The following is a 25619-nucleotide window of genomic DNA, read 5'->3' as shown; positions in this document are numbered from 1 at the left end:
AAAAAAAAAGGGTGCGTCACAGACTTATGACACACCCTCATTTTTGATAAGATTGTTATAGCAAGTTTAAGCCTACAATCACACTTTTCAGTTTGACTTTTTTTGGTTTTACACATTTTTAAGGACAACTTTTTGTTCTTTCCCAAAAGAAATCAGTATCTTTACAGCGGCATTCCCTCATAAAAATGTTGAGAACAATCCATTATTCCCTCATAAAAATGTAAAGAACATGAAAAGATTTATATACACCCGAATTACGCAAATAAACCATAGAAGCATGAGAAAGAAACTGAATAAAAGAATATGCATGGACGACATCCATGAGATTTGCATTCTCTGCCATGGCAATAGCCGCAAGAAAGCTGAACTTTATCAACTAACATTTGATGAGGACGAGCGAGTTGCCACCAATGCCCTGTGGGTATTTACCCATTTCGACTTGCAGAATAACGAATGGCTTTATTCCAAGCATGATGACTTGATAGACCGTGTGCTTATGGAGAAGAATATGACGAAGCTGCGCTTGATGCTCAGTCTCTTGCTTCGCCAACCTTTCGAGGAGGAATATCTTCGCTCCGACTTCATCGACTTCTGCGTGGCAAAGATTACCGCATGCTCTTATCCTTACGCCATCAGAGCCCTCTGCATGAAGCTTGCCTACGAGCAGATGAAATACTATCCCGAACTTCTCTCTGAACTAAAGACTGCATTGGATATGCTGGAACAAGAGGTTCTATCGCCAGGCTTGGCATCTGCCAAGCGACAGATTATGAAGAAAATCAAGCGAAGCCTTGGAAAATTCGGGAAATAGTCGTAACTTTGCAAACGTAATATTCTAACAATATAATACATAAATGGATGGAGATACAACTGAACGATTATCACAAGAAAGTCAATGCCCAGATGCAAAAGAGCATGGCTTATTGGCGAGAGCATCCGCTTTCGCTGGAGGAGTGCTTAGCTCAATTCAAGCGCTTGCGGGAACAACGGCTTGCAAGGGAGTCCCAATCGCAAAGTTAAATATCAAGCATTACATCTATGAATAAAGATAATTTCAAGGACTTCGCATCCTTCGACGAGTATCTCCGACAAGGAGAACCTTCGCAGAAGGAAAGTGCCGAGAACTGGAAGACGGCTATCGGATTGCAGGCTGTGGATGGGCTGCAACCATCGGCGTATCTCATAGATGTGGCTAAACGAAACATCGAAGGAGAAATCACTCTGGATGAAACCAGAAAACTGATTGACTCTTACTATCAGAGCAAGACGGTCCGTACACCTAAGGATGAAGACGAGGAAGAGGCAGATAAGGTTTCAGCCAACATCGCAAAGATTCTCGCCAGCAAGACCTTTGCCTTCAATACCAACGGATATGTTTCCCTGCATCGAAGAATATTCGAGGGAGTATTCAAGCACGCAGGAGAAATCCGCCAGTATGATATTTCTAAGAAAGAATGGGTGCTCGAAGGAGATTCCGTAAACTACCTGAATTGGGAAGACTTGCGAAAAGCCTTGGATTGGGATATTGAGCAGGAAAAGAACTTCTCATATAAAGGTCTGACGGATGATGAGAAGATTGAGCATATTGCCAAATTCATTTCAGGCATCTGGCAAATCCACGCTTTCAGAGAGGGCAACACCCGAACCACGGCGATTTTCACCATCCAGTATCTTCGCTCTTTAGGCTATAAGGTGAATAATGAGATGTTTGCCAAGCATTCCTGGTATTTCCGCAATGCCCTGGTTCGTGCCAACTATCGCAACATTCAGAAAGGCATTGATTACTCTCCTATCTACCTGGTTCGTTTCTTCAGAAACTTACTCCTAAAAGATGGATGGGTTCTCAAAAACAGGTATTTGCATATCCGGCCTACTGATGATTGGAAAGAGCAGCCGAACTTAAATTCTCAAACAAGAAGTGGACAGAAAAACAACTTCATAAATAAAGAAGGAGAAGAAAATGTCCCAAGTTCGTCCCAAGCTTGTCCCAAGTTCGTCCCAAGTTCGTCCCAAGTGGAAGAACTCATTATTCGTATAAATAAAGATTATCTATCCATCGGTGATATAATGAACCTGTTTGGATTAAAGAACAGAACAAGATTTAGAAAGGATTACATTACCCCAGCCTTAGCCGAAGGAGCCTTGGAGATGAAATACCCAAATACCCCAAGACATCCACGCCAGCAATATCGGATGACAGAGCTGGCAAAGACTTGGAAAGAATGGAACGAGAAAAAAGAATAAATAATATCATAATAAAAATAGAAAACAAAAACAAGTAATGAAGAAAAAAGCAACGGTCCTTATCGCCTCTATCATGGCGTTCTGCGGAATCAATACCGCTCACGCTGACGAGGGAATGTGGACAATTTACAACTTGCCTAACGCTGTGTATGAGATGATGCAGCGCGAAGGCTTCAGTATGACTTACGACCAGCTCTACAATGGCGAGAACGCCTTGAAGAATGCCGTAGTTAATTTCTCTGGCTATTGCTCAGGCGTAGTCGTTTCTCCAGACGGATTGGTCTTCACCAACCACCATTGCGGTTTCGAAGCTATCAGAAGCCACTCTACCGTGGAGCACGACTATATGCTCAACGGTTTCTTTGCTAAATCTTACGCAGAGGAATTGCCTAACGAGAATATGTTCGTAAGCTTTATGGTTGACCAGAAGGATGTAACCGATAAGGTGATGAGCCTCGGATACGAGAAACTCGACAACAAGAAACGCGATGAACTCATCGATTCTCTGGAGAACGAGATGACTAAAGAGGTGAAGAAGAACGATTCTACCCTCCATATCACCGTTCAGCCTTTCTACGAGGGCAACAAGTGGTACGCTACTACTTACCGCGACTTCACCGACCTGCGTCTGGTTTTCACCGTACCAAAGTCTATGGGTAAGTTCGGTGGTGACACAGATAACTGGATGTGGCCTCGCCAGACCTGCGACTTCTCTGTATTCCGCATCTATGCCGACCCTAAGACCAATGGTCCTGCAGCCTACAGCAAGGACAACGTGCCATACCACCCAAAACGCTGGGCACAAGTTTCGCTACAAGGCTACAAGGACGGCGACTATGCGATGACCATGGGTTATCCTGGTAGTACCGAGCGATACCTCTCCAGCTATGGCATCCAGATGATGCGTGACGCAGAAAATGCTCCTCGTGCCCAGGTACGCGGCATCAAGCAGGAAGTAATGCAGAAGCACATGCGTGCCAACGAGGCTGTGCGCATCAAGTATGACAGCAAGTACGCCCAGAGTTCCAACTACTGGAAGAACTCCATCGGTATGAACAAGTGCATCGACTCCATCGGCATCGTTAACATGAAGCGTGAGTACGAGACTCGTCTCCGTGCTTGGCAAGATACAGCCAAAGCTGCAAACGACCTCGCCCACAAGGTAGATTTCGACAAACTCCAGAAACTCTACAAGGAAAGCACCGACGTAACTTACGCTTGGATCAACTTTGCCGAGACTTTCACTCGCCGCAGTAACGTGGAATTGAACACCCGTGCTTTCAAGCTTCAGAATGGCATGGAGGTAAAGGGTTCCGAGAAGAATAAGAAGAAGCAATATCATGAGTTTGAGGACAACTCAGATGAATGGGATATGGCACTTGATAAAGAAGTGCTCGCTACCCTTCTGAAGAACTACAAGGAGCACGTTGATGCAAAATGGCTACCTAAGTTCTACAACATCATCGACACTCAGTTTGGAGGCGATTATACAAAGTATGTAGATTATCTCTGGGAGAAGTCACTCCTCATGAAGAAGGGTGCCAAGCTCTACTTCAACAAGAAGGGATATGATAAAGACCCAGGTGTAAATTACAGTATGGATCTGAATGACATTTACGCCGACTTCGTAGAGAAGATGGGAGCCGTATCTGATTCTATCGCCGAGCAGGAGAAGTATCTCTGTGCTGCCAAACTGCGCATGGAGGAAGACATGCCTCACTATAGCGACGCCAACTTCACCATGCGATTGAGCTACGGACAGGTGGGCGGTTTCGATCTCGGCGGCAAGCCATCAGGCTACTATACTACAGCTGAGAGCATCGTAGAGAAGATGAAGCAGGGCGATAAGGTCATCGATTATTTCGCTGAGCCTATCATGCACGAACTCCTCGCTGAGAAAGACTTCGGCAAGTATCAGGACAAGACTACAGGCAAGATGCAGCTCTGCTTCCTCACCAACAACGATATTACCGGCGGTAACTCTGGTAGTCCTATGTTCAACGGCAAGGGTGAGTTGATAGGTCTTGCATTCGACGGCAACTGGGACAGCCTCAGCTCAGACATCAACTTCGACAAGCGCCTGGCTCGCTGCATCGGCGTAGATATTCGTTATGTGCTCTACCTGATGGATAAGTGGGGACACGCAGACCGCCTCTTGAAGGAGATCAATGCGAAGTAAATCCTATCTCTGAATCAACAGAGATGATATAAAGGTTTATCCTGGGATAAAGAATAGTCTCAGGATGATATAAAAAGAGCGGAAAATCAGCTGTTAACTGTTAACCTGTTAACTCCTGGCTTTCCGCTCTTGTTTTATTTAGTCTTTCTATTCTTGTTATCTTGCTGATTTTCAGTTTATTTTTATCTTACAGATTCGCAACCTACAGAATTCCAATTAATACTGCGAGATATTATTCAGCTCCTTCAAAGAAACCTGACGAGGTTTTTCGGCGAGTTTCTTCTTCAATTCATCCACCGTTATTTCTGCAGATGGATTGAAAGAAGCAGAGCGCATGTAATCAATTACACTCTAATAGAAAGCCTTGCCTTCTGGATATTTGGCAGCCTTCTTCAAATCGCTCATGCAGACAAGGAGCTTTCCGGCTCCCACCTTCCACATTCCATCACCAAACCCAACTTATGATTCCGCTACCATTGCCAGTTGGTGTGCATTTCCATTTTGGGCTTGATAAGATTGTCAGAAAGTTGCTTCAATAATTCCATATTTCTTGCCTTATTTGATGTTTACTGCTACAATTATACAAAAATTGCGGTAAAAACACCGCAATTTACCAAAGAAATTGCTGTATTTTTACCGCAAATATGGATATTGCATCAAAACATCCCTTTGATGCAGACTTTCATCTTATTATAAATCGCTGCCTAAACTACTTCTTCTTAGGACGACGGCGAGCCCAACCTTCTTCCTCGAAGTTTGGCTCCTCGCCCTTGAATTTCACATTGTCATTGTTCTGGAAGAACTGACGCCAGTCGCCAGTTTCCTCCTCACGGCGTGCTTTCTTTCCACCACGGCCCTTCTCTGAGCCACGGCTTCCACGACCTCCACGCTCAAAACGAGCATCATCAGAACCTCTGCGTCCACGGGAACCCTTCTCTGCAGAACGTCCGCCACGACCGCTTCTGCCCTCAGCATCACGGCCACCACGACTGCCTCTGCCATGACCTTCCTCGTCAGCATCATTACATCTTACGGTTCTGCCCTTGTACTCAGTTCCGTTCAAAGCCTTCATCACGCGCTTCGCATCCTCCTCAGGCACCTCGATGTAGGCAAACTTACTCAGCAGGTCGATGTGACCCACCTCCTGGCGACCCTTCACGTGCTTGTTCAGATACTGCATGATTTCGCCCGGATAGAAACCATCAGCCTTACCCAGGTTGATGAACAGTCTCTTGAAACCAGCCTCTGTCTCATGCTTTCTGCGACCATTGGAAACCTTGCCACGGCCTTCGCCACGATTTCCACGGCCTTCGCCGTTACGTGAACCCTTACCGCTCTCTGGCTTCACAATCTCAGGAGCATTCTTGTAGTAATCCAGGAACTTACCGAAGGTGATGGTCACCATCTTCTTGATGATATCCTCCTTGTCGATGTACTCAAATTGGCGGTTGATTTCAGCCATGTATGGAGCAATCTGATCCTCATCCACATCCGTCTTCATGATATCGTCCATGGTCTTAAAGAGCTGCTTCTTGCAGATTTCCTCTGGGGTTGGCAAAACGCCATCCACGAAGTCCTTGCCAATCTGCTTCTCAATCTGGCGAACCTTGAATTTCTCACGAGTATGGATAATAGAGATGGAAGTTCCCTTCTTTCCTGCACGACCGGTACGACCGCTTCGGTGGGTGTAACTTGCCACATCGTCAGGCAAACCATAGTTGATAACGTGAGTCAGATCATCTACATCCAGACCACGTGCTGCCACATCAGTAGCCACCAGGAACTGAACGGTATGGTTGCGGAACTTCTGCATGGTGAGGTCACGCTGCTGCTGGCTCAAGTCGCCGTGCAGGGCCTCGGCATTATATCCATCCTTGATAAGTTTATCAGCGATATCCTGCGTCTCCAATTTGGTGCGGCAGAAGATAATCGCAAAGATGCGTGGATAGAAGTCCACGATGCGCTTCAGGGCAAGATACTTATCCTTGGCGTTTACGAGATAGTAGATGTGGTTTACGTGCTCAGCACCCTCATTGCGTGAACCCACTACGATTTCCTTGTGATCGTGCAGGTAGTTGAGGGCAATCTTCTCGATGTCCTTGCTCATGGTAGCCGAGAAGAGCAGGGTGTTTCTATCCTCCGGCACATTCTCGAAGATGGCATTGATGCTCTCAGAGAAGCCCATGTTGAGCATCTCGTCAGCCTCATCAAGCACCACGTTATTGACGTGCTCCAACTGAGCCACACCACGATTAATCAAATCGAGCAATCGTCCAGGAGTAGCCACAATAATCTGCACACCATGCTTCAGGGTGCGTATCTGGCTTCCGATGTCGGTACCGCCATAAACTGCGGCAATATGCAAACCGTCGATGTACTTGGCAAAACTGTTCAAATCGTCTGCTATCTGGAGACAAAGCTCACGTGTAGGACTGAGGATGACAGCCTGCGTCTCCTTGCTATTAGCATCAGTCTTCTGGATAACCGGAATACCGTAGGATGCGGTTTTACCCGTACCCGTCTGCGCCAACGCAATCACGTCGTTTTTATTACCGAGCAAATATGGGATTACTTCTTCCTGAACTGGCATTGGATTCTCAAATCCAAGCTCTTCGATGGCACGGCGAATCTCTTCGCTCACGCCCAATTCTTCAAATGTCTTCAAATCTTTTTAACCTTAATTCATGTATAATCAAATAGAAGGCCGAATTCACCCTCCCAGCCATGAATTAGGGTGCAAAATCCTTCTAAAACGCTTGCGGCAACCGTATAGTTTTATTAAGATTGCCTAAATTCGGGTGCAAAGTTACGAAAAAACTTTGAATTTCTTGCAGATTTCTCTATTATTTCATTACCTTTGCACGAAATAACAAACAATCGAATGATATGAAAAAAGTAATTTTCACTCAAGAATGGATGGCAATGCATCCATACGAGAAACCTAATGAAGTGGATCAATATTATACGGAGTTATCCAATGAAATATACCACGCCCTCGACGATGCCTGCTTCACGCATCAGTTCAAAGACGTGGAAGATGCCAAGCAGCTCGCCCTCTGCATCGCCGGATATTTTGAGGACGTGCTCTCCGGTACTTGTATCTGGAAGACTTTCACCGCAGAATGCAAGAAGCGATATGGTTCATACATCCCGTTCTATGAGAACGAAAAGGAGTTTGTCAAGAACTCTCTCAATGAAGATGATGCGCCATACGATCCGGACGAGATCAACATCTCCGACATCAAGTTCCTGTGCTGGCACCATTACCAGCAGAGTGCCTACATCCAGGAGGCCGTACCTTTCCTCTTCAGTACGATAGAACTGGCTGCCAAACTGGTGTATAATCTTCTCGACAAGGAGTATGAAACTGCACCGGAAAATGAGCGCCTGCGTGAAATTCTCTGCGAGTTGCCTACAGCAGAAGACAAGTTCCTGGAATACAGAGACGTGCTGGCATGGTTTCACTATAACTGCTTCTTCAACATCAACAATCTCAAGCGCCTGCAGTTCGACCTCGAAAAGCTCGCCCGCTCTCCACAGGGCTTCAATGAAATCATCGCCTACTCCATCCAGATAGAGCACACGATGAACAGCCGCCACAATCTTTTGGCTCTCACCTCTGCTGAATGGCTTGCCAAGATCAGCGAGCATCATCCTGCCCACAAACTCTGGACGGACATCGATTACAAGGGAGCCAAAGCCTTCAGAATGCTGAAAGAGGATGAGAAATTCTTCTATCTGAAGGATTTGTATGAGGAGGAAGATGATCCGGAGAAGACCTCAAAGGAGAATCAGGAGAAGGCAGAAGAAGGGAGCCTCATCAGAGTGCTCAAGGAATCTACCAATATTGGGGATGCTTCTTCCTTCCTCAGCGGCGAGAATGTGCTCGTATGCAATCTCTTCCGATTTGGTGGAGACTGGTGGCAAACCGGTGCTCTCCTCGATCCTACTTATGAAGACAACAAGGCTCAGATAGAGGCTGAGAGAAATATTCAGAAACACAAGAAGAGCATCCACGACTACAATCTGCTCAAGCAGAATGGCTATGGAGACAAGTTTGTGTTCATCGAGGATGTCAAAACGATGAAGGAATTCCTGAAGAATATCGGTTTCGAACTGCCATCCAACATCAGTTTCCCTCAGAAATACGAAAAGGGAATCATCGTGTACGGAAGTCCTTATACGGGCATCAACATCAGCTTCGGAACCGCCCATTGCATCGCTTCGCCTGAAAACCCATACTACAATGCCGAGCGTGCAGCAGAGGACAGTTTCAATATCATTTCCGGCAACGGTCTTCCTTTCCCTTACGAGATTGTTTGCAAGCTGATAGAAAAGGGAATGCTTCCTGATGCCAACATCTTCACCAGCCGATATGTGAAGGAAGAGGGTCTGAAGATTACTCAGGCCAATATCCAGTTCCTTGCCGATTACTATCTGATGGGCAGAAAGGACAAAGACTTGTCGCCTGAAGAATTGTGGTAAAGATTGATTTCGTATATTCAAAAAGTTCACTACGCTAACGGCATTTTTTAAGGGGTTAGCGTAGTAAACTTTTGATATTTTCCCTATTTCAGATTCTTATCCAGAAACTCCAGCATTTTCTCCTGCGCCTTCAGTCCGCAGGAATGAGGAATGTCCCAAAGCTCCGTATCCAGCAGATTATCAACTCCCTGACTCTTCCAAGCCTTGTGCATTTCGGCGAAAGCATCCTTTACGCCGGGCACTGGGAAAAGCTTATCTTTTGTGCCGTTGATGAAGAGCATCGGTTTCGGACAGGCGAGGGAAGCAATGTGGGGATAGTCGAGATACTGGCGCAATCCAGGAAAGCAATTCGCAAAACCACCATTCTCCTTTCTGCCAAAACGCCTGGTAAGTTGAGCATCCGTGGTAATCATCCAGCAGATGGAAGCACCCACCCTGATTCTATCCGACAAAGCCGAGAGCATCCACGAACGATAGGCTCCCATCGAACACCCCACGCATCCGATACGCTTCGCATCCACCATCGGCAGCGAAGCCAGGAACTCGGTACTGGAAATATCATCGTAAGTCATGAAGGCAGAAAGGTCACGACCCAGCATCATCATATTGCCGGCGATAAGATCGTATTTATTTCTATCCACGCCCTCCTTTCGGCCTCGTTCTCCCCACATCGGCGCATCAATCGAGAGCACCACATAACCGTGCTTCGCCAGGTAATCGCCCACATACTGACCATCATAAAGCTGGTTTACCCACGCATCTGCATCGTCCAGAACCTCCTGGTTGGCAGCCTTCTTCTTTTCAGAAATCTTCCCATCCGCATCCTGCTCTTCAGAAGCGATAAAGAAAGGGCGAATCATCTTCTCCTTTCCTATAAAGAGATGGGCGCCATGATCGTGGAGCGCCACCACTGCTGGGAATTTCCCCGATTTCTTATTCTGAGCAGAAGACAGCAACCCAGCTTCTGCTTTAGGGTTCTTCCCATCTTCAGAATCCGGAATCAGGAGATAAGCCGTAATGCGGGAATAGGCATTAATATTGAAGGCGATTTTCTGCGCCTTATATCCGTCTCTCTGTTCCTCACCGAGCACTTCCATATCCCAAGCCACAGCCGCCTTCGGAGGCGTCATCATACATTCAAGAACCTTCGCCCTTGCCGCCTTCTTCCACTTCTTGAAGTTTCTGACAGGACTGTTGCCCCAAGCCATCGGATAGGTCAGTTCTTTCTTCAGTTGCTCCACGTAGGTAGGAATTTCTCCCTCCCATTCATACTTCTCCCGCTTCTGAAGCTTCGGCTTCTGAGAGACCTGTGCAAACGCTACAGACGCCTGCAGTAATGCAATGATGCTATATGTGATAATCCTTTTCATTCTGTTGTATCGTTTATAAGAAATCTTTTGTCCTGTTTTATAAGAAATCTATTTTTGTTTATCAGATTAGTTATTGTTTGCAAAATTAAGAAATTATCCGCAAAAACAGATGAATAATCTCGATATTTTTGCGTATCTTTGCCTAAACATCAATAAACAACAGATAAAATATCAATAAACAACAGATAAAACATCATAATCATAGAAGATAAAGACATGAAAATAGCAGTTTTTTGTTCAGCGAATAAGAATATCGACCCGGATTTCTTCACGATGACGGAAGAGTTGGGAAAGTGGATGGCTGAGAACGGGCACGACCTGGTTTTCGGCGGCTGCAACTCTGGTCTGATGGATTGCATTGGCAAGGCAGTAAAGGCGAATGGCGGCAGAACCATCGGTGTGGTTCCTACGCTTGTAGAGCGAGGAGGCAGAACCTTCCCAGACCTCGACATCGAGATTCCGTGTGATAATCTCAGCGACCGCAAGGACCTGATGCTTGCCCAGAGCGACCTCTTCGTAGCCCTTCCTGGCGGCGTCGGCACCCTGGATGAAATCTTCACCATCGCCGCCGCCCACACCATCGGCTACCATCACAAGATGGTGATTCTCTACAACATGAAGGGCTTCTGGAACTCCACCATCGCCCTGCTGGACGATTTGGCAGAGAAAAGCATGATTCGCGGCGATTGGCGAGATGTGATAGAAGTAGCGGATAACCTGGAAGAATTGGCAAAGCTCTGCGAGGGATAGAACCCTCTATAGAAATCATCTATAGAAATGAAGTAAAGCGACCTTCTACCGAGAACACAATTCGGCAGAAGGTCGCTTTTTACGTTCTTACAAACCAAAACTCTTCCTGGCTTGCCTCAATGTATTCTCTCCCACCGTATAAGCATAGCAGGCAGAAGGAATGAAATGAAGCGTACCAAAATCCATCTCCTTTACTCCTCCCTTACTGATGGAAGTTACCAATGCCTGAGGCAGATGATTCTTCTCCATAAAAAACTGTAAGGACGAAAGTTCAGAAGGTCTGTCGAAGAACCTGTCCGACCATTTGATTTCCACCGCCCAATAAGGCTTCTGCAAAGCATCATTGATGCCCACCAAATCCACCTCGCCCTGCGAACGCCCCATCTTCCAGTTGGCATAGGCAATGTGTCCCTTTCTCGGAATCCACTGCGAATAGATGGCAGTTTCTATCATGTCTCCGATATTGCCATCCATGATCTTGATTGGCTCAAAAAGCGCACATCTCAGCGAAGGATTAGTCAGATAAATCTTGAAAGTAGTTTGGCGCTGGAATCGCTTTGCCGTATCATCCGTTCTTGTCACAACCTTTATCAGGAAAGCAGCCTCCAGATACTGGACGTACCTGCGAATGGTTTCCTTCTTGACACCCGATTCCTTCGACATACTTTCATACGAAAACTCCATACCGCTATGATAAGCTATCATCGTAAACAACGAATTCAGTTCCTGCACATCCGAAATGCCATAAAGACTCGGCAAATCTCTCAACAATACCTTATCTACAATATCGTGGCGAACAAACTGCCCCGGGTCTTCCTGCATTCGGGAAGAAAAAGCCACCTCAGGATAACCGCCATAATTGATATAGTCGAGGAAGAGACTGTTCAGCTTATCAATATCTATCGTACTATAGATATCGCTCTCTATCCCATCCCATTCCACCTTGGATTGGCGCATCAGATGCTCATATTTCTTAAGATGTATATACTCGAAGAAAAGCAACGGCGGCAGATTGAAATCGGTAAACCTGCCCGCTCCGCTTTCGTTGCTGCTCTTTTTCAATGCCGCAGCAGCAGAACCGGAAGCCACAAACTTCACGTTGTGATAGGTATCTACCAGGGATTTCAGATTGATTTCCCAGTCTTTGAGATACTGTATCTCATCGAAGAAAACATAAAATTCTTCCTGGCTGTCTTCCTTATCCAATATCTGTTTTGCCAAAGAAAACAACTGTTCCAAGAGGATATTGTTATAGATAGGAGTTTCCACCGAAACATAGATGATATTCTGAGGCGATACCCCCTCGTCTATCAACCGCTGGATGGAATGATAGAGCATCACCGTCTTACCCACTCGGCGAGGTCCCATCAAGATGAGGGCACGCTGAATGCTGACATCCCTTACCAGTGGATAGAAGATGTCGAGATAGAGGCGAGGACTCATTTCCTGATAGTAAGAAGGTATCCTGCCTTCCGTCCACCAGGGGTTGTCTATCTTCAACCTACCTAATATCTGTTTCTCTAAAAGTGCCGTATATTCCATAATTCCAACTATTTTTTGGCACAAATATACGGATAAATTTCTTGTTCTGCAAGTTTTGGTAAAAATAAGCCTATATTTTTAGGCTTAATTTGCATTTCAAGGCGATTTTTCAGGCAAAAGCGTGCATTTTAAGGAAAAAGGGACTCAGTTTCACTCATTTCTTATATTAATTTACGCTTATAACTTATTGAATATCAGTAACAAAAACAAGGTTTGTAAATTAAGCATGTTTCAATATGCTTAATTTGCAACAATATAGAACTCTAAAGTAAGAGCGGAAAAACAACTGTTAACTCTGTTAACCCCAGTTGTTCTTCCGCCTTTGATATTTTCTTCAAGACCATCTATCCCTTATTTTCTTTCCCCAAGAGAAAATCGGAGAGACTCATCATCAGAATGCCTTCTTCATTATAACCCGAACGATACCTATCCCCTACGATTATCAGTTTGCGGAAGCCATCGTTTACATTCAAAAGAGAAGCCTGCTCCTGATCTACCTTCTCCTTATCAGGCAAGGCATAAGCAGACTGGATATAGAGGCGTTCATCATGACGGTTCACCACGAAATCTATCTCAAGATTCCTACGCTGCAGCTTACCATTCTCATCCCGCTTGAAGCTCTCTACTGACCCCACATCCACAGTATAACCCTGCTTCCGCAATTCGTTATAAACCACGTTTTCCATGATATGGGTGAATTCTATCTGCCGGAAATCTACCACGGCATTTCTGATACCGATGTCCTCGAAGTAATACTTGGTACCAGTACCAATATATTTGCGTCCTTTCACATCATAGCGCAAAGCCTCGCTAATGATGAAGGAATCCTGCAGGTTCTCCAGATACCTGCCAATAGTTTTAGTACCGATTTCCACTCCTCCAACAGATTTGAACGTATTAGAAATTCTCTGCACATTCGTACAGGAACCAATCGTAGAAGCCAGAAGGCGCACCAACTCGCGCATCCCATCAGAATTCTTCAGCCGATTACGCTCCAAAACATCCTTCAGATAAACCGTCTCGTAAATCTCACGAAGATAATTCTGTTTCGCTTCAGGAGTTTCTATCTGCGCCACAGCAGGCAATCCACCATAAAGATAATAGGTTTCCAGGGCTTGACGCTCCTCTCCTCCTACCACTTCATAATATTCAGAAAAACTCAACGGATGGATTCGGATTTCCCAACCTCTACCACGAAATTCAGTTATCACATCCTTCGATAAGAATCGGGCATTGGAACCAGTAACATACACTTCGGCATTTTCCACATGGAGATAAGAGTTGAGCACATCCTCAAACTCCTTCACCATCTGAACCTCATCCAAGAGAATATAATACCTATCCTTATCTTTCATCAAAGCATCGATATGCTCCAGCAAAGCATCAGGGTCACGGAGTTTCTTGTTTCTACGGTCTTCAAGATTTACTTGTATGATATGATCTTCCGCAACACCTCTTTCAAGCAAATGCTTGCGGAAGATGTTGAACAAAAGGAAGGATTTACCACAACGGCGAATGCCGGTGATAATCTTTATCATCCCATTGCCTTCTGCCGAGATGAGTTCTTTCAAGTATGCTTTACGTTCAAAATACATAGTTTATGACGTTTTTTTGTGTCAAGACACGGTTTTCGGTCACAAATATACGCTTTTTACTCGATAACGCCAAACTTTTTCATCGATTTAACTCTTTAGAAACATAAAAAAGGGCACGATTGCTCGTGCCCAATAGATGAAATCTTTCATTCTGAATGAATACTTTCATTTAAAACCTTTCATTCAGAATGAATAGATTCTTATTTTATTCCGCCAGCAGCTTCTCGGCCATCGCCTTACCCAGCGCCTCGCACTGCGCCTTTACCTCTGGAGTAATCGCCTGCTTCATATCCACCGGCTCGCCCACTGGCTCGTAGTGGAGCTTGGTTTCGTTCCACTCCTGAATCTTAGCCACTGCCTTGCTTGCCCAGCAATGAGAACCGTACCAGCCAAGGAGGTGGTTCTTGACGTCCTTATTGGCAAGCTCGGAGAGGAGAACCTCCATCTCGTGATAAAGACCGGCATTGTAGGTTGGAGCACCCACGATGAGACCCTTGTAGCGGAAGATGTCGCGCAGGATGTAGCTGTGGTGAGTCTTCGAGATGTTGTACATTACGATGTTCTTCACGCCAGCCTTGCTTGCTGCACGGGCGATGATTTCGGCCATGCGCTCGGTGTTGCCGTACATGGTGCCGTAGCAGATAACGAGGCCCGGCTCCGTCTCGTACTTCGACATCTTATCATACATGCCGATTACCTTCTCAATATGCTCGTGCCAAACAGGACCATGGGTTGAGCAGATGTAATCCAGCTCCACGCCAGCCAACTTCTTCAAGGCATTCTGAACAGGGATTCCATACTTACCCACAATGTTTGAGTAGTAGCGAACCATCTCCAGCCAGAAAGTCTCGCAGTTGATTTCCGTATCGATGATTCCGCCGTTCAGCGCACCGAAGCAGCCGAAGGCATCGCCCGAGAAGAGCACCTTGTTCTTCGCATCCAGGGTAACCATGGTCTCTGGCCAGTGAACCATAGGGATGAGAACGAAGCTCAGTTCATGATTGCCGAGCGAGAGGGTTTCGCCATTCTTCACCTCCACCACATCGTCGGTAACGCCATAGAAGCCTTCCAGCATACCGAGAGTCTTCTTGTTGCCCACAATCTTGATGTTAGGGTAATATTTCTTGATGAGGGCGATGGAGCCGCTGTGGTCAGGTTCCATGTGGTTGATGATGAGGTAATCGATTTCGCGGTCGCCAATCACCTCGTGGATATTCTCGAGGAACTGGGTGAAGAAATCCACCTCTACAGTATCTACCAGCGCTACCTTCTCATCGTCAATGATATAAGAGTTGTAGCTCACTCCGTTAGGCAAAGGCCAGAGGCCCTCAAAACGATGCTTGTTGCGGTCGTTAACGCCTACATAATAAATTTTGTTTGTAATCTCAGTCATAATATTTTTTTACTTTTTTACCTTTTTACTTTTTTACCTTTTTACACCGCTCTCCGAATTCCTTGGAAACATAGTTGTAGATGTCCTTGCAGCATTCGGCAGAGAACTCCTGGGCACTCTTCAGCAAACTGTCCCATTGCGCCTCGGTCAAACCGTGATCGATGTCTTCGCGGGTGATTCCATCCTTGATCAATCCGAATACGAAACCGGCATTGAAGTTGTCGCCAGCTCCGATGGTGCTCACCGTCTTCATCTTCTCGGAAGGATAACTCTTGGCAAATCCGTTCTCAGCACGCACCTCCACCGGGTCGGCACCCTGGGTGCAGATGAACTTCTTGCAGTAGAAACTGATTTCGGCATTATACACCTTGTCAGCCTCCGGTTTTTTATAGAGAATTCCGAAGTCCTCATGACTGCCGCGCACGAAATCCGCCATCTCTAAATTCTCTATCAGATTAGGCGTAATCTTCATGATTTCGTTCTGATGAGAAGCACGGAAATTCACGTCGTAATAGAGGATGGCTCCACTACTCTTGGCGTATTCCAGGAAGCCAGCCACCTGAGGACGAACCACAGGATTCAGGGCGAAGAACGAACCGAAGAGTACGATGTCGCCTGCATTGATTTCGGGAGTAGCAAACTCCAGCTGGTCGTGCGGATGATCCTTGTAGAAGATGTAGTCAGCATTGTTGTTCTCATCGAGGAAAGCTAATGAGAGAGGCGATTTCGAATCAGGGAAGATGCTCACATTGTCGGCATTCACCCCATTCTCCCTCAAAAACTCGATGACATACTCGCCGATACGGTCGTTGCCTGCCTCGCTGATAAACGAAGTATTCACCCCCGCACGCCCCAAAGAAATGACGGCATTAAACGATGAGCCGCCCGGCACTGCTTCTATCGGCTTGCCATTCTTGAAGATAATGTCCAGAACGGTCTCTCCTATTCCTATAACCTTGCGCATTGTATATTTCTGTATCTTGTTAAAAACTATATTCTTGTCAAAAAACTATATTCTTGTTCAACCGGAAACGATTCTTGCCTGACCGGGAAACAGTTTCCTATCTGAAGAAGAATTGGAATCATTCCCCGTCCGGATTTCCCCGGCAGAATTAATTGCAGGCAAAGATAAATGTTTTTGGCGATAATGCAAAATAAATAGCTGATATTTTTGGATAAATTACATTTTAGATGTAACTTTGCACATTAGAAATTTGCACAATGAATTTTGCACATTGATTTTGTACATTGATTTTGCATAGAAATGAAATACAATACACATACACTCGACAACGGACTCCGCATCATCCATCTGCCTTCCGATAGCAAGGTAGTATATTGCGGTTATCAGATAAACGCCGGCACCCGCAATGAGGAACCTGGCGAAGAAGGACTCGCCCATTTCTGCGAGCACGTCACCTTCAAGGGCACTGAGCGGCGCAAGGCGTGGCACATTCTCAACTGTCTGGAGAGCGTGGGCGGCGACCTCAATGCCTACACCAACAAGGAGGGCACCGTATATTATTCTGCCATTCTGAAGGAGCACATCGCCAGGGCAGTGGATCTGCTTTCCGACATCGTGTTCCACTCCGTCTATCCGCAAGCGGAAATCGACAAGGAGGTGGAGGTGATCTGCGATGAGATTGAGAGTTACAACGATTCGCCTGCCGAACTGATCTATGATGAGTTTGAGAATATTCTCTTCAAGGGTTCGCCCTTAGGACATAATATTCTGGGCACTGCCGAGCAGGTTCGCTCCTTCACTACTGAGGATGCACTACGATTCACCCGCAAACTCTATCGCCCCGACAATGCGATATTCTTCGCTTATGGGGATATTGATTTCAAGAAGCTGGTGAAGCTTGTCAGGAGGGCACTCGCAGATGATGATTCGGGCAAGCTTGCTGAAGAGGATTGTCACGCAGATTTCGCAGATGACGCAGATTTCTCGGGAGACACGGGATTCGCGGGGGATGAGAATTCTATTACTACAGAAAAATCTGTGTCATCTGTGAAATCTGTGGGACCTAAAAATTATCCATCTGTGGGGGAAGAGATTGCCGGGCAGACGATTGTGATGCAAAAGAATACCCATCAGGCGCATGTGATGATAGGAACAAGAGCCTACGATGTGAACGACGACCGACGAATGCCGCTCTATCTGCTCAACAATATCCTCGGCGGACCGGGCATGAACGCTAAACTCAATCTCGCACTGAGAGAGCACAATGGACTGGTCTATACCGTGGAAAGCACGATGGTGGCCTACGGAGATACGGGCACCTGGAGCATCTACTTCGGTTGCGATGAACACGACATCAAGCGCTGCCTGCGACTGGTGCGCAAAGAACTGGACCGGATGATGGAGAAACCGCTCTCCGACTCTCAACTGAAAGCTGCCAAAAAGCAGATTAAGGGTCAGATTGGCGTTGCCTGCGACAACCGTGAGAACTTCGCCCTCGATTTCGGTAAGAGCTTCCTCCACCATGGTTGGGAGAAAAACGTTGATTGCCTCTACGAACAGGTGGAAGCCATTACCAGCCAACAGATTCAAGACGTGGCAAGGGAACTTTTCGACAAAGACAGACTCATCACCCTGATCTTCAAATGAGAAAGACAATTAAATGAGAAATTACAAATGAGAAAGGCAACTGCGAAGGGAAAACTACACCCCCTGCAATTGCCTTTATATTACCTATTGAATTAATAACTGCCTTTTCAAAAACTGATTTCATCCGGTTCGGCCAGCAAACAGTTTTTTCTGAAACCCAACCGCCATGAAACAAAAAAAGGAGCTTTTCGCCCCTCATAGCGGAAGCCCATTTGGCTTCCTCTTCGTTCAAAAACTACTTTCAAACGCGGAGATTTTCATCTCCAATTCAAACTTTAAACACAGGGACTTTCACCCCTAAAACTCTAACTAAACGCAGGGATTCACACCCCAATCTAACCATTTTTTCGAAACCCATGACTACGGTTCCGTTCGCATGATTCCCTCTTAGGAAACCTTCTTGGCTAAGCCTAAGCGAGGTCGTTCTTGATTGCACTAACCTCAGCTGCAACAGCTACCAATACTGCGAAAACCATACCTAAAACTAACATAATTTTTACCTTTCTTTTTTTAAGAGATTGCTTCCCGAAGAAAGACAACCTCAAGTTATCCTAATAATCTTTACCTACCTCTATATTGAAGACTCCGAAGAGCCTGTCAACTTTCATTTGTTATCCTATCTGCAATCTTTTGCCTTTATCTTAACTTTTCCAGCAATCTTTTCATGTTCTTCTTAGCAATCTCTTCATGCCTTCCAAGCTCGTTCTATGCTTATCCTAACAATCTTTTTTTTCCTTATCCTAACAATCTTTTGTAACCTTGTATCTTATTTCTGGTGCAAAGGTATAACTTTTTGTGTGCGCACACAAACAATTTAAGAGAAAAGTTTCCATACACTCTGTTTTTTTGATTTAAGTCAAGAAACCGGGGTAAATAGTACCTGCATGGAAGCCAGCCAGTCATGCCATGGGTCTGATAAACCACCAGAATATCCTGCAGAGTGATAATTCAAGTTTCGCAAGTTCAGTCTATTTATATTATAATTAAGGTGATATCGTATCTATTTTATACTCAATAAATGCCCTTTTCGTACTAAAAACAATCATTTGATAACCATTTTTTAGCGATATTGGGGCTTTTTCCAGCATTTTTGCCACAGCAAATGCAAAAGGATAAAAACATAAAAAGGACGAATACCAGCGCCTGAAACACGCTGATATTCGCCCTTCGATATACACACAAATACTTGAGAGTCAAACACTTTTTAGCAAACACATCTAACATAGATTTGCTTTCTAAGAAATGGCAAATCCGTTCAAAATCGGTCATGGTCATTTTCGGTCAAAATGAAAATGGAATTGGTCAAAGTAGTCTATAATATATTATAGGATAAAAGAGCGCCCCCGAAATGATTTTGACCGAAGATGACCATGACCAAATGACCGCTTCATCAAAATCCAGGGCCGCTAACCTTCATTTTTCTTCCAAATCAATCAAAATGCACAAAACGATTGCCAAAATATCGCGATAAAACGTTATCAATCAAGCACTTACGAAAATGCCACCGAAATCTATAGCGAAATAATTTGTTTTCAATTCCCAAAAGTTGTACCTTTGCACCAGCAATCGAAAGAAAGTTTCTCTTGTACTGGAAGTCAGGCTTAATAGACGACTAACCTCAGTCATCAATGATGACCAAAATAAGGGCAAGAAACGGGGGGCAAGCAAAGTCACGTATCAACCAGACAAGGAAAGAGGGTAAGAATCCAGACGAGGCCGACCTCAACCTGGTGAAGACCGAAAAGAAAAATGCCTTCGCCGTATCATTTTTGTCTTACAAATAGAATATCGCCTCATTGCCCTCATTGAAAAGCAGGTCGAGAATGCTCATGTTGGGCAAGAAACCATGTTTCTGCTCATACACCTGATAATAGCGCTGAGGAATGAAATCTGCATCAGGAAGAGGCTTTTTCGGACGAATCGCATCACGGAAATCCCGTATTTGAGCGTTGAATGTTGAGTGTTGAGTGTTGAATTGGGCTTGCGCTTCTGGGCTATTGAATTCTTCACTCTTCACTCTTCCTTCTTCACTTAAAAAGCTCTTCATTCTTCGTTCTTCACTTAAAACGTATCGGTCTGTAACCGAGACTTTCGGACGGATGTCGAGCAGTTCTATCATCTTCTCCATGATTTCCATATTGAAATCAAAGAGGAATTCGTATTTCTTCTCGTAGAAAGGGCGGATGTCGTCCTGATAATACTCGAAGAAAGGACTCTCACCATAAGCCGAGAGAAGCGCATTCCAATGCACGTGGCGCCAGTTGGCATGGTCGGAAATGCGAATATCCTTCATCGCCAGCGAAGTGCCGTGATTGGTAGGAATGGTGAGAGAAAGAGGACCATTGGTGGTAGGGATAATCATTCGGTTGCGGTAAGTCTGCTTGATAAAGCTCTCATGGCGCTCTATCAGGCACTCCTCATAGCGGTTCAGCTTCTGATACCACTGCACAGGACCGAAATACGTGGAAGATAATATTGCTTTCAAAATCTTTTTCTTTTAATAGTTTGGGGTTCTTGAAATTTCTGTCTCTTATCTATAAAATGAAATTGAACAACTTGATTGGGATAAACCAACTGATGAAAACTGGTTCAAAATAAAAATAAACTGTCAACAGTCAACAGTTAACAGTTTATTTTTCTATACTTGTCTAAAACAACTTATATGCTTTTCCGATAATCTGATGCTTGTGGACAATGGTTTTTCCCTTCGCCGTGCGCACGAGATAGAAGCGGCAATCCTTGCAGCCGCAGCGCTTGCAGCAGATGGTAGGAATGACGTATCGCTCCCTGCCCATGCGAATCGTATCGCCAGGCATCTGCTCGATGACTCCGATGAAATTGGCTTCCATCCAGCCCCGCACATAAGAGCCTTTCTTCTCCCTACCCATATATTTCGACTTCGGAGTAACGAGGCACTCTACGGAATCGGCAAAAACTATTGTCTCGCCACGGTGAAAAATATCGCAGTCAATCCTGTTCACTATCACTCTGTTACCCTCCTTCAGCTGGGGAGGAAGCCCACCTTCGGGCACAGAAAAGACAGTGAATACATAGGTGCGGATGCCCCATGCTAAGAGCAATGCCAGCACCAATGAGAGGAGGAATTTGAATGCTATTTTCAAACCGTCTGAATCTTACTTTTGTTATCGACCTTACTTGATGTTATCGACAAACTTGAAGAGTCGGTTCCAGCGAATACCCGAGAAGCCCGGATGGTCTGGACTGTGGCTCCACCAGATGAAGATAGGTTTGCCCACCACATGATCCTCAGGCACAAAGCCCCAATAGCGGGAGTCGGCTGAATTGTGGCGGTTATCGCCCATCATCCAGTAATAGTCGAGCTTGAAGGTGTAACTCTTCGCCTGCTTGCCGTTGATGAAGATGCGGCCCTGGCGGTCCACCTTCAGGTCGTTGCCCTCATACACCTTGATGCAACGCTCATATACAGGCAGATTCTTCAGCGTGAGGGCGATAGACTGGCCCTTCTTCGGAATCCATACCGGACCGTAATTATCGCGCGTCCAACCCGTATAGGCATTCAGCGGATAGAGGTCGCCATAAGTAGCATCGGTATTGATGGAGATGCTCTCCACCAGATTTTTATTGGCCTTCAGAGCGAGATAAGCCTTGCGGGTAAGCGGAATAGCGCCCGACTGGTTGTAGGTCAGCAAGTCTTCATTGGTAATGCCCAACTCGTCTGCCAAATCCATCGGGAACTCGCCCTTGAGCTTCATCTTGTAGGTATATTGCACATTGTCAGGCTCCTTGTTGGCCTTGCCGTCCAGATATACGATGCGATTCTTGATCTGCAGGGTCTGTCCTGGCAAACCAACGCAGCGCTTCACGTAGTTCTCGCGGCGGTCGGTAGGTCGGCTGATGATGTCGCCATATTCGCCCGGATTGCTCACGATGTAGCTTCTGCCCACCTGGTAAACCTGCTCGAAATACTGGCGCTGCTGCAGCGGATTCATCTGTCTCACGTCCTTGGAAAGTCCGTTCTGCTCCAAAATCTGCTCGCCGAATCCATACACCATCTGGTAGTAATCCTGTGCCTGATAGCGCTCTTCATTCACCAAGGTATCGCCCGCAGGATAATTGAACACCACGATGTCGTTGAGCTTCACATCGCCCAATCCCTTCACGCGGCGATAATCCCAATGAGGCCATTCACAGTAGCTCTTCACGTTGACCAGCGGCATGGTGTGCTGGGTGAGAGGCATGGTGAGTGGAGTCTGAGGAATACGTGGACCGTAGCTCACCTTGCTCACGAAGAGATAATCGCCCGTGAGAAGGCTCTTCTCGAGAGATGAAGACGGAATCACATAGTTCTGGAAGAAGAACAGGTTGATGAAATACACTGCCACGAGGGCGAATACCAGAGCATCTACCCAGCTCATGATGAAGCGTACAGGACCCTCGGAGTCCTTCCACCACTGCCAGCGTATCTTCTTGGTAATATACACATCAAAGATGAATGGCACGACGATCAGTCCCAGCCAACTCTTCAACCAGATGAGGAATGCAAGGTACAGTACTATCACAATGGCAAACTTCGTCCACTGCACCTTCATATTCAGTTTTTGTTTCTCTTTATCTATCATTTTTTTCTCTTTTTTCTGCTTATCAGATCAGAACGTTTTTATTAGGAACTGCTTAAAGATTCCATCAGAATTTCATCCTTAGAACCAATCTGAACCTGTTTATCATTTAGAACTTAAAGAGATCTGATGTGGTGAGCAGACCGGAATGGTTGGCTGTGAACTCAGCTGCAAGCACAGCTCCGAGCGCGAAGCCCTTGCGTGAATGAGCACTGTGCTCAATGGTAATCATATCGGCATCAGAATCGTACATCACGGCATGGATTCCAGGAACCTCGCCATCGCGCACGCAGTTGATCACCAAATCCTCATCAGTGATGTTCTGATCGCCCTCGTCGTGATGACCGTCCTCAGTCCAGTAAGTCACGCCGCGCTTCCAGTCTTTCTTGCGGTCGATATTGTCGATGATTTCCTCTGCCAGGGTGATGGCAGTGCCAGAAGGAGCATCGAGCTTATGTACGTGGTGGGTTTCCTGCATACATACAGAGTACTGTGGGAACCCGTTCATGATCTTAGCCAGATAACGGTTGACGGCAGAGAAGATAGCCACACCGATACTGAAATTAGAGGCCCAGAAGAGGGTCTGCTTACCGTCGGCGCAAAGTTTCTCCACGTCTTCCTTATGGTCTTTCATCCATCCGGTAGAACCCGAAACCACCTTTACATTGTGGGAGAAAGCCTTGAGATAGTTGCCGTAAGCGGCAGTAGGGTTGGTAAACTCGATAGCCACATCCGCAGAGCAGAACTCCGGGCTGTCGATATCTTCAGGGTTATTTACGTCAATCTTACATACGATTTCATGGCCACGCTGCAAGGCGATCTCTTCGATCATGTGTCCCATCTTGCCGTAGCCTATCAAAGCTATTTTCATTGTTATCTTGTTTTTTTGTTTATTCCTTTCGGCAAAAATAATCAAAAATCTTGGAAAAACCGATTTATTTGTAGAAAAAAGCGCATTATTATAGTAATAAATAGAAAATTTTGCTTATTTTTGCAGTGATTTGGGGCAAAATCGTATGATTCTAAACATTTTAGCCTACTTCTGAAAGAATTTAAAAAAAATAAAAGATATGAGCAAATACATATTTGAAACAAAAATGGAGGTGCGCGACTATGAGTGCGACATAGAGGGAATCGTAAACAATGCCAACTATCTGCACTACATGGAACATACGCGCCATCTCTTCTTGAAGGAATGCGGACTCAGCTTTGCAGAAATGCACAATAAGGGCGTGGACGCAGTAGTGGCTCGCATGAACCTGCAATACAAGGTGCCGCTGCAGTGCGACGATGAATTCCTCTCCCGCCTGTGGCTGGAAAAGCAGGGCGTAAGATACATCTTCCATCAGGACATCTTCCGTGCTAACGATGAGAAACTCTGCCTCAAGGCTACCGTAGAACTGGTGTGCCTCATCAATGGCAGATTGGGTAATAGCGAAGACTACGACAAGGCTTTCGAGCGCTGGCTTTAAAAACCAAATCTTTTGAAACCAAATCTTTTGAAACCAAATAAAGAAAACTATCATGGAGCAATTACTTCACTATGTATGGAAACACAAGCTGTTTCCACTTTCTCCTCTCCATACTACCGACCATCGGCAGGTGGAAGTCATCGACCCAGGGCTGCACAACCGCAATGCGGGACCCGATTTCTTCAATGCTAAAATCAAGATAGATGGAATGCTCTGGGTGGGCAATATCGAAATACACGACAAGGCGAGCGACTGGTATCTGCACGGACACGAGAAGGACGAGCGATACGACAACGTGGTGCTCCACGTTTGCGGAATCATCGACCTGGAAGCCCGCAACTCCAAGGGAGAACCCCTCACGCAGATGCAGCTCAGCATCCCCGAAAACGTGCTCCGACACTATCAGGAACTGCTCTCCATCGACCAGTATCCACCCTGCTATCAGATTATCCCTGCCCTCACCCGCCTCTCCGTACACTCCTGGATGAGCGCCCTGCAAACCGAGCGACTCTCACAGAAAACAGAAGCTATTGCCGAGAGAGTGAAGAAATGCAACGGAGACTGGGAAAACGCATACTTCGTGACCCTGGCCCGCAACTACGGATTCGGCATCAACGGGGAAGCCTTCGAGCAATGGGCTCTCTCCATCCCCCTGCACTCGGTAGATCATCACCGCGACGACCTCTTCCAGATAGAAGCCATCTTCTTAGGACAGGCTGGACTGCTCGAACTGTCAACCATCCCCGAACGCTATCAGAAAGACGCACTGAACGACGGATATTTCTCCAAACTCAGGAATGAATACCTCTATCTGCAACATAAATTCTCGCTCGCGCCCATAGACTACAAGCTCTGGCGCTTTCTGAGACTGCGCCCGCAGAACTTCCCCCACATCCGCATCTCCCAACTGGCCAACCTCTATTTCCGGCGCCAGGCAAGTCTCAGCCATCTGCTCGAAGCCACCACCGTGAAGGAGGTCATCGGAGTGTTGAAAACATCGGTTACACCCTACTGGGAGACGCATTACACCTTCGGAAGCGAGAGCATACGCAACGAGAAGCACATATCCCCTTTCTCGCTCAACCTGCTCATCATCAACACCGTCATTCCCATCCTCTTTGCCTACGGACGGCACAGAGGTGAGGAAAAGTACTGCGACCGGGCTTTCGAATTCCTGGAGGAACTGAAGGCTGAAAACAACCATATCGTGAGAATGTGGCAGCAATGCGGATTGGAGGTGGAAAACGCCGGAGACTCGCAAGCCCTCATCCAACTGAAAAAGGAATATTGCGACAAGAAGGAATGTCTGAGGTGCAGGATAGGATATGAGTACCTGAAGAGAAAGTGAAGAGTGAAGAACGAAGAATGAAGAATTCTACA

At 46.0% G+C, this 25619-nt stretch carries 20 protein-coding genes; 10 read left to right on the top strand and 10 right to left on the bottom strand.

The genetic code is table 11. From position 1 onward, the window contains the following. The first annotated feature begins 277 nt into the window (after window positions 1-277). The 4 genes from DW917_RS08880 to DW917_RS08865 are packed head-to-tail and all read left to right on the top strand — an operon-like array spanning window position 278 to window position 4423. Complete coding sequence (locus DW917_RS08880; protein ID WP_118117919.1) at window positions 278-811, top strand: hypothetical protein; 534 nt, start codon at window positions 278-280, stop codon at window positions 809-811. A gap of 47 nt (window positions 812-858) precedes the next feature. Beyond that, complete coding sequence (locus DW917_RS17725) at window positions 859-1020, top strand: hypothetical protein (RefSeq protein ID WP_158570092.1); 162 nt, start codon at window positions 859-861, stop codon at window positions 1018-1020. Window positions 1021-1038: 18 nt separating this feature from the next. After that, a complete protein-coding gene (locus DW917_RS08870) occupies window positions 1039-2244 on the top strand; it encodes a Fic family protein (protein ID WP_118117915.1) in 1206 nt (401 codons plus the stop codon). Window positions 2245-2281: 37 nt separating this feature from the next. After that, a complete protein-coding gene (locus tag DW917_RS08865) occupies window positions 2282-4423 on the top strand; it encodes a S46 family peptidase (protein WP_118117913.1) in 2142 nt (713 codons plus the stop codon). A gap of 709 nt (window positions 4424-5132) precedes the next feature. On the opposite strand, the gene DW917_RS08860 is transcribed toward DW917_RS08865, so the two are convergent. Continuing rightward, window positions 5133-7088: a DEAD/DEAH box helicase gene (locus DW917_RS08860; RefSeq protein ID WP_118117911.1), complete on the bottom strand. Its 1956-nt coding sequence runs from the start codon at window positions 7086-7088 to the stop codon at window positions 5133-5135. A gap of 221 nt (window positions 7089-7309) precedes the next feature. Here DW917_RS08860 and DW917_RS08855 point away from each other — a divergent pair, with 221 nt between their 5' ends. After that, window positions 7310-8908 carry a DUF3843 family protein gene (locus DW917_RS08855; protein WP_118117909.1) on the top strand — a complete coding sequence of 533 codons (1599 nt, stop codon included), beginning with the start codon at window positions 7310-7312 and terminating at the stop codon, window positions 8906-8908. A gap of 83 nt (window positions 8909-8991) precedes the next feature. On the opposite strand, the gene DW917_RS08850 is transcribed toward DW917_RS08855, so the two are convergent. Then, window positions 8992-10278: a S9 family peptidase gene (locus tag DW917_RS08850; protein WP_118117907.1), complete on the bottom strand. Its 1287-nt coding sequence runs from the start codon at window positions 10276-10278 to the stop codon at window positions 8992-8994. 216 nt (window positions 10279-10494) lie between these two features. Here DW917_RS08850 and DW917_RS08845 point away from each other — a divergent pair, with 216 nt between their 5' ends. After that, window positions 10495-11028, top strand: coding sequence for a TIGR00730 family Rossman fold protein (locus DW917_RS08845; RefSeq protein ID WP_118117905.1), 534 nt, complete (start codon window positions 10495-10497; stop codon window positions 11026-11028). Window positions 11029-11115: 87 nt separating this feature from the next. Here DW917_RS08845 and DW917_RS08840 read toward each other — a convergent pair whose 3' ends face one another. The 4 genes from DW917_RS08840 to DW917_RS08825 all read right to left on the bottom strand — a co-directional run bounded on the left by DW917_RS08840 (window position 11116) and on the right by DW917_RS08825 (window position 16522). After that, window positions 11116-12570, bottom strand: a complete 1455-nt coding sequence (locus tag DW917_RS08840) for an ATP-binding protein (RefSeq protein WP_118117903.1) — start codon at window positions 12568-12570, stop codon at window positions 11116-11118. 344 nt (window positions 12571-12914) lie between these two features. Beyond that, the gene (locus DW917_RS08835) at window positions 12915-14165 is read right to left on the bottom strand and encodes an ATP-binding protein (RefSeq protein ID WP_118117900.1); all 1251 of its coding nucleotides are present in this window, start codon (window positions 14163-14165) and stop codon (window positions 12915-12917) included. Window positions 14166-14370: 205 nt separating this feature from the next. Further along, entirely contained in the window at window positions 14371-15558 is a 1188-nt protein-coding gene (locus DW917_RS08830) for an FprA family A-type flavoprotein (RefSeq protein WP_040553662.1), read from the bottom strand. 25 nt (window positions 15559-15583) lie between these two features. After that, window positions 15584-16522, bottom strand: a complete 939-nt coding sequence (locus DW917_RS08825) for a carbohydrate kinase (RefSeq protein ID WP_118117898.1) — start codon at window positions 16520-16522, stop codon at window positions 15584-15586. A 300-nt stretch (window positions 16523-16822) separates the two neighbouring features. Here DW917_RS08825 and DW917_RS08820 point away from each other — a divergent pair, with 300 nt between their 5' ends. Then, window positions 16823-18169, top strand: a complete 1347-nt coding sequence (locus DW917_RS08820; RefSeq protein WP_118117896.1) for a pitrilysin family protein — start codon at window positions 16823-16825, stop codon at window positions 18167-18169. Between the two features lie 1628 nt (window positions 18170-19797). Further along, on the top strand, window positions 19798-19953 hold the full coding sequence (locus tag DW917_RS17215) for a hypothetical protein (RefSeq protein WP_158570091.1): 156 nt from the start codon (window positions 19798-19800) through the stop codon (window positions 19951-19953). Here DW917_RS17215 and DW917_RS08810 read toward each other — a convergent pair. From DW917_RS08810 to dapB, 4 genes are all read right to left on the bottom strand, one after another. Beyond that, a complete protein-coding gene (locus DW917_RS08810) occupies window positions 19944-20657 on the bottom strand; it encodes a WbqC family protein (RefSeq protein WP_118117892.1) in 714 nt (237 codons plus the stop codon). The two genes, DW917_RS17215 and DW917_RS08810, sit on opposite strands and share 10 nt — an antisense overlap. Before the next feature lie 160 nt (window positions 20658-20817). Continuing rightward, window positions 20818-21291 carry a S26 family signal peptidase gene (locus DW917_RS08805; protein ID WP_134842540.1) on the bottom strand — a complete coding sequence of 158 codons (474 nt, stop codon included), beginning with the start codon at window positions 21289-21291 and terminating at the stop codon, window positions 20818-20820. 30 nt (window positions 21292-21321) lie between these two features. After that, window positions 21322-22770: a signal peptidase I gene (lepB, locus tag DW917_RS08800; protein WP_118117888.1), complete on the bottom strand. Its 1449-nt coding sequence runs from the start codon at window positions 22768-22770 to the stop codon at window positions 21322-21324. 106 nt (window positions 22771-22876) lie between these two features. After that, complete coding sequence (dapB, locus tag DW917_RS08795) at window positions 22877-23638, bottom strand: 4-hydroxy-tetrahydrodipicolinate reductase (RefSeq protein ID WP_022111309.1); 762 nt, start codon at window positions 23636-23638, stop codon at window positions 22877-22879. 199 nt (window positions 23639-23837) lie between these two features. On the opposite strand from dapB, the gene DW917_RS08790 reads away from it, so the two are divergent. After that, window positions 23838-24239: a thioesterase family protein gene (locus tag DW917_RS08790; RefSeq protein WP_022111308.1), complete on the top strand. Its 402-nt coding sequence runs from the start codon at window positions 23838-23840 to the stop codon at window positions 24237-24239. 52 nt (window positions 24240-24291) lie between these two features. Beyond that, entirely contained in the window at window positions 24292-25587 is a 1296-nt protein-coding gene (locus DW917_RS08785) for a DUF2851 family protein (protein ID WP_118117887.1), read from the top strand. Window positions 25588-25619: the final 32 nt, after the last annotated feature.

It is taken from the genome of Prevotella sp. AM42-24 (assembly GCF_003461825.1).
Taxonomy (GTDB): domain Bacteria; phylum Bacteroidota; class Bacteroidia; order Bacteroidales; family Bacteroidaceae; genus Prevotella; species Prevotella hominis.
The sequence above is the reverse complement of the archived record's forward strand: the minus strand, read 5'-3'. Positions and strand labels throughout refer to the sequence as shown.

Excerpts from the sequence above, each read along its gene's own strand:
- DW917_RS08870 (WP_118117915.1), top strand. The coding sequence starts at position 1,039 with ATGAATAAAGATAATTTCAAGGACTTCGCATCCTTCGACGAGTATCTC.
- DW917_RS08790 (WP_022111308.1), top strand. The coding sequence starts at position 23,838 with ATGAGCAAATACATATTTGAAACAAAAATGGAGGTGCGCGACTATGAG.
- DW917_RS08850 (WP_118117907.1), bottom strand. The coding sequence starts at position 10,278 with ATGAAAAGGATTATCACATATAGCATCATTGCATTACTGCAGGCGTCT.
- DW917_RS08865 (WP_118117913.1), top strand. The coding sequence starts at position 2,282 with ATGAAGAAAAAAGCAACGGTCCTTATCGCCTCTATCATGGCGTTCTGC.
- DW917_RS08830 (WP_040553662.1), bottom strand. The coding sequence starts at position 15,558 with ATGACTGAGATTACAAACAAAATTTATTATGTAGGCGTTAACGACCGC.
- DW917_RS08845 (WP_118117905.1), top strand. The coding sequence starts at position 10,495 with ATGAAAATAGCAGTTTTTTGTTCAGCGAATAAGAATATCGACCCGGAT.
- DW917_RS08785 (WP_118117887.1), top strand. The coding sequence starts at position 24,292 with ATGGAGCAATTACTTCACTATGTATGGAAACACAAGCTGTTTCCACTT.
- DW917_RS08880 (WP_118117919.1), top strand. The coding sequence starts at position 278 with ATGAGAAAGAAACTGAATAAAAGAATATGCATGGACGACATCCATGAG.
- DW917_RS08820 (WP_118117896.1), top strand. The coding sequence starts at position 16,823 with ATGAAATACAATACACATACACTCGACAACGGACTCCGCATCATCCAT.
- DW917_RS08825 (WP_118117898.1), bottom strand. The coding sequence starts at position 16,522 with ATGCGCAAGGTTATAGGAATAGGAGAGACCGTTCTGGACATTATCTTC.
- DW917_RS08835 (WP_118117900.1), bottom strand. The coding sequence starts at position 14,165 with ATGTATTTTGAACGTAAAGCATACTTGAAAGAACTCATCTCGGCAGAA.
- DW917_RS08855 (WP_118117909.1), top strand. The coding sequence starts at position 7,310 with ATGAAAAAAGTAATTTTCACTCAAGAATGGATGGCAATGCATCCATAC.
- DW917_RS17215 (WP_158570091.1), top strand. The coding sequence starts at position 19,798 with ATGATGACCAAAATAAGGGCAAGAAACGGGGGGCAAGCAAAGTCACGT.
- dapB (WP_022111309.1), bottom strand. The coding sequence starts at position 23,638 with ATGAAAATAGCTTTGATAGGCTACGGCAAGATGGGACACATGATCGAA.
- lepB (WP_118117888.1), bottom strand. The coding sequence starts at position 22,770 with ATGATAGATAAAGAGAAACAAAAACTGAATATGAAGGTGCAGTGGACG.
- DW917_RS17725 (WP_158570092.1), top strand. The coding sequence starts at position 859 with ATGGAGATACAACTGAACGATTATCACAAGAAAGTCAATGCCCAGATG.
- DW917_RS08840 (WP_118117903.1), bottom strand. The coding sequence starts at position 12,570 with ATGGAATATACGGCACTTTTAGAGAAACAGATATTAGGTAGGTTGAAG.